Source organism: Elusimicrobiota bacterium (assembly GCA_026388095.1).
In the GTDB taxonomy this organism is placed as follows: Bacteria; Elusimicrobiota; Elusimicrobia; order UBA1565; family UBA9628; genus UBA9628.
On record JAPLKL010000040.1, the window covers coordinates 144,832 to 156,964 of the forward strand.

Sequence of the window (12,133 nt, forward strand, 5' to 3'; positions counted from 1 at the left end):
CAGGCTAGGGCCTCGGCGGTGGGCTTCCCGGCCTCCGACGCGTCAGGAGGCTCAGGTCCTGGCGAGACCGGACCTCGCTGGATCTGAGCGCCAGAGCCTGCCGCTTGGCGGCGGCGGCATCCTCGGTCCGGCCTTGAGCGGCGAGGACCGCGGCCAGCGCGGCGAGGGCATCGGGGTCCCGGGGGTCGAGCCGGATGCTCCTGCGCAGGCGGCTCTCGGCTTCGGCGAGCCGGCCCTCCCGGAGCAGGCAGAGCCCCATATTGGTGTGGGTCAGGGCGAGGTTCGGGTCCGCCCGCAGGGACTGGGAGAATGCCAGCTCGGCTTCCGCGAGGCGGCCCTGCCCAGCCAGGTCCGCGCCCATGTTGTTGTAGCGCTGCGCGGGGCTGTCCTTGTAGGTCAGAGCTTGCCGGAGCGTGTCGCGGGCGAAGGTCGAATCCGGATAGACCGCCAGCACCGCGCTCCAGAGGCTGATGGAATCCTTCCAGACTCGGAGCTGGCGCACGGTCAGCGCGCTGAGGACGATGAGCAGCGCCGCGGCCAAAGACAGGGCCGCGGCGCGGACCAGCGGCCGGTCCCGGCGCAGCAGCCGCTCCAGGAGCGCTCCGGCTCCGACGGCCCAGCCGAGGCACGCCAAGTAGGTCCAGCGGTCCGCGGCCGCGAGCGTGGTGTTGGTCATCCTGACCAATCCGATTACCGGCGCGAGGCTGGCGCCGTAAAAGACCCACAGCAGGAGGCCCGCTGGCCAGCGGCGCCAAGCCCGGACCGCTGCGGCCGTGAGCGCGCAGACGAGGGCGGCGCAGGCCCAGTAAGGCCAGGTCCGCAGGAGCAGGGGCAGCGGCAGCTCATGGAAGGCACAGAGCCCGGCTGGCCACAAGGTCTTGCCGAGGTAGAAGACCATGCCGTAGCAGGCCTGGCAGGCGCGGGGCATGAGGCCCCAGGACTGCAAGGGCAAGGGGGTCGACCCCGCCATCCCGTGGGCGCGGGTCGCCAGGCTTCCGGCGGCCGCGGCGAGCAGCAGGAACGGGAGCTTCTCCAGCCACACGGGGCGCGTCCCGGGCTCGCCCCAGCGCCCGGGAGCCGGCGGCAGCCGGCGCAGGGGATAGATATCCAATAGGATGAGCACCAAGGGCAGGCTTAGGGCCAGCGCCTTGGAGAGAAGGGCTGCGGCGAACCACAGCAGGGCCCAGCCTTGGCCGCGCCACCAGCCGCCTGCTCCGGAGGCCCGGTCAGCCCCGCGCAGGTACGCCAGGATGCTGAGCAGATAGAAGAACGCGGAGAGGACATCGCGCCGTTCCGAGACCCAGGCGACCGACTCCACGCGCAGGGGATGCAGGGCGAAGACCAGGGCCGAGAAGGCGGCTCCGGCCAGCAGAGGCCAACGCGGGGCCGCGGTCGGGGACGGCGGCGGGGCTATGCGTTCCAGCAAGGATGCCGCCACAGCAAAGAAGACCGCAGCGTTGGCCGCGTGGATCAGCAGGTTGCTCAGGTGATAGCCGAATGGGTCGAGGCCCCAGAGGGCGTAGTCCAGAGCCAGGGACAGCCAGTAGAGGGGCTGGTACAAGCCGCCGTACAAAGTGGTGAACATCCACCTGAGGTGGCCCCAGTCCAGGCCGCGGAAATCGAAGTTCCCCCTAATGTAGAGGGTGTCGTCCCAATTGACGAAGCCGTTGTTCAGGGCCGGTGAGAAAACGGCCGCGACCAGGGCGGCCAGGAGGGCCGCCAGGAGAGCCGGGGAGATGGGGGGCCGCGGCTCGGGGGGCATCGTCATCATGGTCTGGGCGGAGCGCTCCTCGGCGTCCGACCGGACTGGAGCGCCAGAGCCTGCCGCCGGGCGGCGGCGGCCTCCATGACTCGGCCTTGAGCGGACAGGACCGCGGCCAGCGCCGCGAAGGCATCGGCGGCCCGAGGATCGAGCCGGATGCTCCTGCGGAGGTGGCGCTCGGCCTCGGCGGGCCGGCCCTCTCGAAACAGGCACAGCCCCATATTGGAGTGGGTGAGGGCGAGGCCAGGATCGGCCTGCAGGGACCTGGAGAACGCCAGTTCGGCCTCAGGGAACCGGCCCTGCCCGGCCAGTTCCGCAGCCACGTTGTTGTAGTATCTCGCGGTGCCGGCCTTAGTGCCGGCCTTGCGCCGATCGCGCCGCGACAGGGCGATCGCTAGGTCCTGGGAATAGGTCGTCTCCCCCGGAAGCCTGGCCTGCTGCCTGCGCAAATGGAAGACGGCTTCGTCCCAACGGCCTTCGTCGATCAAGGCCTCGCCTAGGCAGCCGTGGGCTCGTGAGGAATCCGGATGCAACGCCAGGACCGCGCTCCAAAGGGTGACGGAATCCTTCCAGACTCGGATCTGGCGCGCGGTCAGCGCGCTGAGGGCCACGAGGATCGCCGCGGCCGAAGACAGGGCTGCGGCGCGGACCAGCACGAGGTCCCGGCGCAGCAGACGCTCGATGGCCGCTCCCGCCGCTAGGGCCCAGCCCATGCACGCGAAGTAGGCCCAGCGGTCCGCGGCGGCCAGACTGGCGTAGCCCAGCTTGAACAAGCCGAGCACCGGCGCTAGGCTGACGACGTAGAACGACCACAGCAGCAGGCCCGCCGGCCAACGGCGCCAAGCCCAGAGCGCTGCTGCGGTGAGCGCGCAGACGATGGCGGCGCAGGCCCAGTAAGGCCATTTCCACAGGAGCAGGGGGAACGGCGTCTCGTAGAATGCGCAGAGTCCGGCGGGCCACAGGGTCTTGCCGAGGTAGAAGACCAAGCCGTAGCAGGCCTGGCAGGCGCGGGGCATTAGGCCCCAGGACTGCAAGGAGAGCGGAGTCCCCACCATCCTCTGGCTGAAGGACGAGATGCTTCCGGCGGCCGCGGCGAGCAGCAGGAAAGGGAGTTTCTCCAGCCACACCGGGCGCGTCCGTGCGTCGCCCCAGTTCCCGGGAGCCGGCGGCAGCCGGCGCAGGGGGTAGATGTCCAGGAGGATGAGCACCAAGGGCAAACTGATGGTTATGGCTTTAGAGAGTAGAGCCGCGGCGAACCACAGGAGGGCCCAACCTTGGCGGCGCCACCAGCTTTCTTCCCCGGAGACCCGGTCCGCCGCGCGCAGGTAGGCCAGGATGCTGAGCAGATAGAACAACCCGGAGAGGACGTCGCGTCGTTCCGAGACCCAGGCGACCGACTCCACGCGCAGGGGGTGCAAGGCGAAGACCAAGGCCGAGAAGGCGGCTCCGGCCAGCAGCGGCCAACGCGGGGCTCCGGCCGGCGAGGGCGGCGGGGCGATGCGCTCCAGCAACGATGCCGCCACCGCGAAGAAGACCGCGGCGTTGGCCGCGTGGATGAGGAGGTTGCTCAGATGGTAGCCGAAGGGCTCGAGGCCCCAGAGGGCGTAGTCCAAACCAAAAGACAGCCAGAAGAAGGGCTGGTAGAGGCCTCCATGCATGGTGGTGAACATCCACTTGATGTGGCCCCAGTCCAGGCCGCGGAAACCGAGGTTTCCCGTTATGTAGAGGGGGTCATCCCAATTGACGAAACCGTTGTTCAGGGCCGGTGAGAAAACGGCCGCGACGACGACGGCCAGGAGAGCGGCCAGAAGAGCCGGGGAAACGGGAGCCTGGCGCTCGGGGGGCATCGCCACCATCGTAGCTCATTGCCCCGGGAGCGGACAAGGCGGCTGCCGGAAGGAGCGGCGGAAATGCTAGACTGGGACCAACTTCCATGATACACAAAGGCAGACTTTGGCTGGTGACGGGAGGAGCCGGATTCATCGGCTCCAACATCGCCGCGGAGCTCGTGCGCCGGGGCGAGCGGGTGCGAGTGCTCGACAACCTCTGCACGGGCAAGCCCGAGCACATGGCTTCCTTCCGGGATCGGATCGAATTCCTGCGGGGCGATATCCGCGAACTGGCGGATTGTCGGCGGGCCGTGAAAGGGGCCTGCACTGTCATCCATCAGGCCGCGCTGCGCTCGGTGCCCAAGTCCGTGGACAACCCGGCCGTCTCTCACGAGTCCAACTCGACCGGGACCCTCAACATGCTCATCGCCGCGCGCGAGGCCAAGGTCAATCGTTTCGTCTACGCCTCCTCGAGTTCGGCCTACGGCGACACCACGCTCTTCCCGCAGCGCGAGGATCATCTCCCCAGGCCCGTGTCCCCCTACGCCGCCCAGAAGCTCGCCGGCGAGCACTACGCCATGCTCTTCACCAAGACCTACGGCCTGGAGACCGTGAGCCTGCGCTACTTCAACGTCTTCGGCCCGCGTCAGGATCCGGAGTCGCTCTACTCGGCGGTCATCCCCAAGTTCATGGAGCAGGCCTACATGGGGGTGCCTCTTGAGGTGCATTGGGACGGCAAGCAATCCCGGGACTTCACGCACGTGGCCAACGTGGTCGAGGCCAATCTGTTGGCTGCCGTCGCGAAGAAAGGCGTCGGCGAGAACTTCAACATCGCCAACGGCAAGTGCTACTCGCTGCTCGACATCATCGCGGTCATCGAGGCCATCGTGGGCCGGCGACTGGAGCGCCGGCACCACCCCATGCGCAAGGGCGACGTGCGCAAGACTTACGCGGACATTTCCAAGGCCCGCCGCCTTCTGGGCTACAAGCCCGTGATGGGGCTCGAGCCTGGACTGCGGGATACCTGGGACTATTTCGTCGAGCACTACTTCCGCGGCCGTAAGACGGCCGTCGCCGCCTAGATGCGCCTCCTGGTCACCGGCGGGCTGGGCTTCATCGGCTCGAATTTCATCCGGCATCTGCTGGCCGCGGACCGGCGGGCCCGCATCGTCAACCTCGACCTCTGCACCTACGCGGGCAACCCGGCCAACTTGGCCGACCTGTCCCGCCATCCCAGGTACCGCTGGGTCAGGGGCGATATCGCCGACCCCAAGGTCGTGGGCCGGTGCATCGAGGGGGCCGAGGCCGTGGTCCATTTCGCGGCCGAGACCCATGTGGACCGCTCCATCCTCGACGCCGCAGCCTTCCTGCGCACCAACGTCATCGGCACCCAGGTCCTCCTGGACGCAGCCCTGCGCCACAAGGTCGGCCGCTTCGTGCACGTGAGCACGGACGAGGTCTACGGCAGCGTGGCTCGGGGGCTCTCCCGGGAGGGGGACCGCCTGGAGCCCAACAGCCCCTACGCCGCCTCCAAGGCCGCCTCGGACCTGCTGGTGCGCTCCTATGTCCGGACCCACGGCCTGCCCGCCGTCGTGACCCGGGCCTCCAACAATTTCGGCCCTTACCAATACCCCGAGAAGGCCCTGCCGCTGATGGTCACGAATTGGATCGACGGTCAGCCTTTCCCGCTCTACGGGGACGGCCGCAACGTCCGGGACTGGCTCTTCGTCCTCGACCATGCCCGGGCGCTCTGGCTCATCCTGCGCCGCGGCCGTCCGGGGGAGATCTACAACATCGGGGGCACCTACTCCTCCACCAACCTGGGGCTCATCGAGCAGGTACGGCGCATCATGGGGGTGGGGCCGCAGCACGTGCGCCGGGTGCCGGACCGGCCCGGCCATGACCGGCGCTACGCCCTGGACTGCTCCAAGCTCAAGAGCCTCGGCTTCCGGCACGCCTACGGATTCACCCAAGCCCTCCAGGCCACCGTGGACTGGTACCGGTCCAACGAGGCCTGGTGGCGGCCGCTCAAGAAAGGCGGCGGTTACCGCCGATACTACAGCCGGCAGTACGCGGCAAGGCTCCGAGGGAGGACCTCCAAATGAAGCGGGCACGGGGAAAGGTCGGCCATCGACCGGCGGCGCCTTTGCATTGGGGACAGGCGGGAGGCTGGATCGAGGCCGTGGTCGGCTCGATGTTCTCGGGCAAGACCCAGGAGCTCATCCGGCGCCTGCGGCTGGCGACCATCGCGCGCCAGAAAGTCCAGGTGTTCAACCACGCCTTGGACACCCGCTATGCCAAGGACCACATCGTGTCCCACGATTCTTCCAAGACTCCGTGCCAGGCCGTGGCCAAGGCCAAGGACATCCTGGACCTGGTCCAGCCGGATACCCAGGTGGTGGGCATCGACGAGGTGCAGTTCTTCGATGAGGCCGTCATCGGCGTGTGCGAGACCTTGGCCGACCAGGGCCGGCGCGTCATCGTGGCGGGGCTGGACCAGGACTACCGCGGCGTGCCTTTCCCCGTCACCAGCCAGCTCATGGGTGTGGCCGAGTTCGTGACCAAGAACCTCGCCATCTGCTCGGTCTGCGGCAGTCCGGCCAACCGGTCCCAGCGCCTCTCCAACAACAAGAAGCTCATCGAGGTGGGCACCGGGGACAAGTACGAGGCCCGGTGCCGGGCCTGTTTCCGGCGTTAGTGTCCTGGACCATAAGATATCCAGCCTTGGCCTCGTGATCCGATGACTTCGCCCCCATCCAGGCTGTCCTGGCGCGGCCCGTTCATCCTGACTTTCGTCTACTGGCTGGCCGTCCTGCTCCTCCCGCCTTTCCAGAACGTCGCCCTCGACGATGACTGGGTCTATGCCTCGGCCGTCAGCTCCATCTTCCGGGGCGGCCTCCAACTTCCCATAAGCGCCACCCCCAACTTCGTCGTCCAGGCCTGGTGGGGCGCGCTTTTCAGAGTCCTGTTCGGCCCCGGCTATGCCCCCTTGCGCCTCTCGACCCTCGTCTTGGGCTGGCTCGGCGTGCTGGCGTTCTACGACCTCTTGCGGCAGCAGCGGCCAGAGGGGGACTCTGGCCTGGTCCTGCCGGCGGCCCTGCTTTTCGCTTTCAACCCTTTGTTCTTCACCTTCTGCCCCAGCTTCATGACCGATGTTCCGGCCCTCTCGCTCGGACTCGTCGCATTGGCCCTGAGCCGCAGGGCTTGCCGCGACGGCCGCTGCGACCGGCGCTGGCTGCTCGCCGGCTCCCTTTTCGCGGCCCTGGCTTACGGCATCCGCCAGACCGCCATCTGCATCCCGGCGGGCCTCAGCGTCTACTATTGGCGCGAACTCTCACGGGAGCGACGCAACCTGTGGGCCGTGTGGTCCATCCCGCTGGCTGCCGCAGCCGGCCATCAAGCCTGGCTGCGCCTCTGGCACGGTCCGACCGGGAACATCTATCTTTGGCTCTGGGATGACGTTCCAAACCTGACCGGCGCGGCAGCGTTGATCTTTGAGCGCTTGGCCGTCACTCTCATTTATTGCGGTCTTTTCAGCATCCCGCTGGCCGCAGCTTTCTGGTGCGACCGTCCTCTGGAAAGGCTGCGGCGCCTGCCGGCTCGGCGCTGGTATCCGATCGCAGTCGTGTCCGCGGCCGTGGCCCTCTTCATGCTCTCCCACGGCGGGCTGCCCTATGCCCCTCTCCCGTGGGGCCGTTGGGGCATGGCTTGCTACAACATCAACGGCATGGACTTCCGCCCGCCCTTCTTCCTCCAGGGCGCCGGCTTCTGGATGGCCCTCAGCGGCCTCTCCTGGGTCTCGCTGGCGACCGTGGGACTTGCCCTCGCGGAAGGTCCTGTCCCCGAGGCCGGCGCACTGGCGACTTTGACGTTCGCGCCACAGTTCGGCATGATGATGTTCGGCGCCTTTATATTCAACCGCTATATGCTGGTGTTGGTCCCCGCGCTTTTGCTCTGCGGCCAGGTCGCGGCCAGCGGCCGCCGCCGCGCGCAGGCCGCCTTGGGCATCGGGACCGCGCTTATGGCCGTGTTCTCCTGGGCCGGGACGTCTGACTATCTGCGCGCCACGGCTGCGGCTTGGAGGCTGGGAGAATACGCCGTGGCCGCAGGATTGCCAGCCAGCGAGGTCCATGCCGACGGCGATTGGTGTTTTGCTTACAACGAGGCCGCCGTCAACGCCGAACTGCGCCGGCGCTCGGCCGCGGGCCAGCGTATCTCCATGGGCGATATCGCGCTCAGCTGCTTAAGGGCGCCTCAGGCGGTCGTCACTTTCAAGACGCCGCCCCGTCCGCCGCACGAGTTGTTGGCTGAGGAGAGCTTCTTCTCCCCTCTTTCCTGGCGCACGGAACGGCTGTACCTTTATCGCCGTGCCGCCATCCGACCGCATCAGCGGCCTTCTGAGCAGGACAGACCCGCAAGGGGGCCTGTCAAAGGTTATAATGCCAAAACGCCGCCGGAGTGAGCCGCCGGATCGGGCAAGAGCCGTCAAGTGAGCGACCTGCAACAGAAGATCTCCCGCCTTGAGGTCGCAACCCTGAGCGGGGCGGCCGTTCTCGCTTTGGCTTCACGCTTCTACCGCTTGGATTACGGGCTTCCCCAGGTCGTCTGGGTGGATGCATTCAAGTTCGTGATACAAGCGGCGATGATGGTCGCGGCGGGGAATCTGAAGCCCATCGACTGCCATTATCCCGGGCTGTTCGTGAATTCTTTGGCGATCCTATACCAAGCCCTGGACCTCAGGTCCGCCTACGGCCGCTATCTGGCGGCCTATGCGGTCGCGGCGATGTTCGGGGCCGCCTTGCCAGTGCTCTCTTGGTTCGCGGCCCGTCCCTTGACGGGGCCGGCGGGTCGGGTCATAGCCGCGATCCTCTGCCTCCTCTGCCCGGTTTGCCTGACCTTCTCCCGCCTGCCCACGACGGACTGCATGGCGGCTTGCTTCATGATGGGAGTCCTGACCATACTGGCCCGTCTGCCACGACGTCCGGCGGCCTACGCCGGGGCCGGGGCATTGGCCGGATTGGCGATAGGCGCCAAGTGGACTGGACTCTTTCTTCTCCCGTTCTTGATGTTGACCGTCTTCGTGGCCGCGGCGCGTTACCAGAGCCGGAGAACGCTTTATGGCGGCCTGAGCGCCGCATTTGCAGCGGCCATCGTCGCCTTCCTTATCACGACGCCTTATTTCCCGCTCCTTTGGCGGGACTATCTCCACGGTTTCTATTTGGAAAGCGTGGTCCAGTCCCGGGGCACCATCGGGGAGGTCCAACTGGGCTGGTTCGATTATCTCCTTTCACGGACCCCGGCTTGGGAGACGCCTTGGCTGGGAAGCTCCCTCGCGGCGAACCTCGGACCTGGCTGCCTCATCTTGGGGCTGGTCGCCGCAGTCTGCGGGCTGAGCGCGCGTTTTGGATTCCCCCTTCTCCTTTACAGCCTTTATGCGCTGCTCTACTTGGCCTGCGCATCAAGGCCGGGCCATGCCAAGACGATCCGCTATTTGATCCCTATCCTGCCCGCGCTTTTTGTCCTCATCGGCTGGCTCCTGGAGCGTGCGGCTGATAAGGTCGTTCCGCGTCTGCGCACGGCCGCTCTCCTCGCCGCTTTCATGCTCGTGGCCGCGGTGCCAGCCGCCAAGTCTGCCCGTTACCTCTTCCGCCTCAGCCGTCCTTCGACTAATGACGAGGCGCGGGCGTGGGCTAGACGCAGCATCCCTCCCGGTACCTCAGTCTACCTTTCCCCATTCTATACTCTCGATTTCCTTGCGCTCCCCCTGCGGCTGGGCACGATACCGGACGCAGGTCAAAGGATCCATGACCTGCCCGCGGGGCTGGGCAGGAGCCCGGAGCGCGACTTCGTCTATTATCCGGGCTTGCTTGATGAGTTGCGCGCGGCTGGCGTGCGCTATTTGATTTTCAATTCCTACTTCGACGCGGCCTTCTCCGCGGTCCCGGAGAACCTGCGGTGGTTCCCGAAGGCGGTGGCGCAGCGCGCTGCCTTCATGGCCCGGGTCCTCAAGGAGACCGAGCCTGTCTATGCGGTCCGTGGTGAAGTCGAGGGCCGTTTTGGTCCGGACATAACCGTGTATCGCATCAAGGAGCCTCGATGACCCGGGTTCCTGAAGACCGTGACTGGCCAGGCCTTGGGTTGGGTCTGGCGCTGTTTCTCTTGGCCTGCCTCTGCTTCGCCGGCATCCTGCGCAACGAGTTCGTGTGGGACGATTGGGCGTTGGTGGCCGACACGGTTGGTTTTCGGGGCTGGGACGCCCGGCACCTGCGTTGGATGCTCACCACTTCGCGGATGTCCAATTTCACGCCGCTGGCGTGGCTGTCCTACGCGATGGACTACTCGGCGTGGCGGCTGGACCCGTTCGGCTATCATCTGACGAACCTCCTGCTGCACGCCGCCAACGCGGTCCTCTTCTACGGGCTGGCCCGGCTGCTTCTCGGCCGGGTCTTCCCTCAGGAAGACCGCGCCGCGCTGGGAGCCGGAGCCACCCTGGCCGCGCTGGTCTTCTCAGTCCATCCCTTGCGGGTCGAGAGCGTGGCCTGGATCAGCGAGCGCCGCGATCTCCTGGCCGGGGCGTTCTTCCTGGCGACGCTCCAGCTCTACGTGCGGGCCCAGGCCCGAGAGCCCGGGCGGCGCTGGGGGCTCATGTCCGCCTCGGCCGCGTGTTTCGCGTTGGCCGCCTTGTCGAAGCCCAGCGTCGTGCCCCTGCCGGTCGTCCTCCTCATATTGGACTATTATCCTCTGCGGCGGCTGCCGGCGCGGCCCGGAGCGGCGGTCGGGGTGCTGGTCGAAAAGGTCCCGTATCTCCTCATCGCGTCCGCAGCCGCGTTGATGGCCATTCGCGCGCAGGCGATCACCCACAACTTCGTCGCGATGGCCCAGCACGGCCTGGCCAGCCGCCTGGCGCAAAGCCTGCACGGGCTGGGGTTCTATCTGGAGAAGACCGTGGTGCCGGCGCGTCTGTGCGCCCTGTACCCGCTCCCGGAGAGCCTGAGCCTCATGGACCCAATGGTCTGGCGGAGCCTGCTCGTCCTGGCGGCGGCGGCCTGGGCCTTGCGCCGGTGCGGGGTCTCCGGCAGGGCCGCGGCGGCCTCTTGGGCGTATTACCTGGCGATGCTCGCGCCCGTGCTGGGCTTGCTCCAGAACGGACCCCAGCTCGTGGCGCTGCGCTATTCCTATCTGTCTTGCCTGGGCTGGGCGCTCTTGGCCGGGGGCGCGGCGGTTCAGGCTTGCCGCGACTGGAAGGGGCGCCGCTTCTGGTCGCGCTGGTCCTGCGCGGCCGCCGCGCTGGGCTTGGCCACGGCGGTCAACGCCGGGCTGGTCCAGGCCCAGATCCACGTCTGCCATGATGACGTCAGGCTGTGGGCCGCCGTCCTGGCCCAATATCCCGATTCCTTGAACGCCAATCTCAACCTGGCCGACGCCCTGATCCGCTCCGGCGACCCTCGTTCCGCCGTCTCCTACGCGCGGGCGGCCCTGCGCCGGTCCGGAGCGGACGATGGCTTGGCCACTTTGTGCCTCGCCAAGGCCCTGGCCGGAGCCGGTCTGCTTCCGGAGGCGCGCCTGCGGCTCGAGCGCCTCGTCCGGGAGCGGCCGGATCGGAGCGCGGCGCATGATCTCCTCGGGGTGGTCTTGGCGGAACAAGGGGAAGCGGGCCAGGCGCTGGAGCGATTCCGCAGGGCCGTGGCGCTCGATCCGCGCGCCGCCCAGGCGCAGGGCAATCTCGGGGCCATGCTGGCCCGGCAAGGCCGCTTCGCCGAGGCCGTCCCTTGGCTCGAGGCGGCCGCCAGGCTGGCGCCGGACGAACCCCGTCATCTGGCCGTCTTGGAGCAGGCCCGGCTCGACCTGAGGCGGCCTCCCCGCACGCGGCGCTGAACACAATTCGCCCACATTTCGGTTGTACAAAATACATGTGGTTTATGCATAATGTCCATGGCTGGATTCGTCGAGGTGGAGGTTATGAGGACCCAGGATAGAAGCCGAGGTTTCACGCTCATCGAGTTGCTGGTGGTGGTCCTCATCATCGGCATTCTTGCCTCAGTCGCCATCCCGCAGTACTTCAAGGTCTTGGAGAAGGGACGCGTCTCCGAGGCTGTGGCTTACGTGAGCACCCTGAGGCGGGCCCAGGATCGGTACTGCTTGTACCGGAGCAACTACGCCGGCGATGCCAACATGTTGGATGCGTCCCTGCCCAACTTCAAGTACTTCAGCAATGCCGCGTCCGTGGTAGGCGGGTCTCCCACCGCGGGCTGGACGGTCACCATCACCCGCAACGCGGGCGCCCCGGCCAACTACGGCGCCTACACGGTCACCTTCAACTCGCTCACCGGGATCTTCAGCTCCAACGCCGCCAATGCCGTGAACGACTTGCTGCCGCAATGACAGGGGAAGGAAGGGAGGGGATATGACGAACAAGAGGCGGACCCAAGGCTTCACGCTCATCGAGTTGCTGGTGGTGGTTCTCATCATCGGCATCCTCGCCGCAGTCGCCGTCCCGCAGTACTTCAAGGTCGTGGAGAAGGGCCGCGTGGCCGAGGTGACC

The 12,133-nt window shown here is 67.2% G+C and carries 9 protein-coding genes and 1 pseudogene; 8 read left to right on the forward strand and 2 right to left on the reverse strand.

Translation table 11 applies throughout. The annotated features are described in order from the left end of the window. Nucleotides 1-4: 4 nt before the first annotated feature. Nucleotides 5-1,771, reverse strand: coding sequence for a tetratricopeptide repeat protein (locus tag NTY77_09305; protein ID MCX5795677.1), 1,767 nt, complete (start codon nt 1,769-1,771; stop codon nt 5-7). Then, nucleotides 1,768-3,618: a tetratricopeptide repeat protein gene (locus NTY77_09310; GenBank protein ID MCX5795678.1), complete on the reverse strand. Its 1,851-nt coding sequence runs from the start codon at nt 3,616-3,618 to the stop codon at nt 1,768-1,770. The genes NTY77_09305 and NTY77_09310 overlap by 4 nt, the downstream gene beginning before the upstream one ends. A 77-nt stretch (nt 3,619-3,695) precedes the next feature. Here NTY77_09310 and NTY77_09315 point away from each other — a divergent pair, with 77 nt between their 5' ends. The 8 genes and pseudogenes from NTY77_09315 to NTY77_09350 all read left to right on the forward strand — a co-directional run. After that, on the forward strand, nt 3,696-4,673 hold the full coding sequence (locus NTY77_09315) for an SDR family oxidoreductase (protein MCX5795679.1): 978 nt from the start codon (nt 3,696-3,698) through the stop codon (nt 4,671-4,673). After that, nucleotides 4,674-5,696: a dTDP-glucose 4,6-dehydratase gene (gene rfbB / locus NTY77_09320; GenBank protein ID MCX5795680.1), complete on the forward strand. Its 1,023-nt coding sequence runs from the start codon at nt 4,674-4,676 to the stop codon at nt 5,694-5,696. Then, nucleotides 5,693-6,289 carry a thymidine kinase gene (locus tag NTY77_09325; protein MCX5795681.1) on the forward strand — a complete coding sequence of 199 codons (597 nt, stop codon included), beginning with the start codon at nt 5,693-5,695 and terminating at the stop codon, nt 6,287-6,289. The genes rfbB and NTY77_09325 overlap by 4 nt, the downstream gene beginning before the upstream one ends. A gap of 42 nt (nt 6,290-6,331) precedes the next feature. Then, entirely contained in the window at nt 6,332-8,053 is a 1,722-nt protein-coding gene (locus tag NTY77_09330) for a glycosyltransferase family 39 protein (GenBank protein MCX5795682.1), read from the forward strand. A 27-nt stretch (nt 8,054-8,080) separates the two neighbouring features. Further along, complete coding sequence (locus NTY77_09335) at nt 8,081-9,691, forward strand: glycosyltransferase family 39 protein (protein MCX5795683.1); 1,611 nt, start codon at nt 8,081-8,083, stop codon at nt 9,689-9,691. Then, complete coding sequence (locus NTY77_09340) at nt 9,688-11,466, forward strand: tetratricopeptide repeat protein (GenBank protein MCX5795684.1); 1,779 nt, start codon at nt 9,688-9,690, stop codon at nt 11,464-11,466. Before NTY77_09335 ends, NTY77_09340 begins: the two co-directional genes overlap by 4 nt. An 84-nt stretch (nt 11,467-11,550) precedes the next feature. After that, nucleotides 11,551-11,649: pseudogene (locus tag NTY77_09345) on the forward strand (prepilin-type N-terminal cleavage/methylation domain-containing protein). A 346-nt stretch (nt 11,650-11,995) separates the two neighbouring features. Further along, a partial coding sequence (locus NTY77_09350) for a prepilin-type N-terminal cleavage/methylation domain-containing protein (protein MCX5795685.1) occupies nt 11,996-12,133 on the forward strand: 138 nt, incomplete at its 3' end.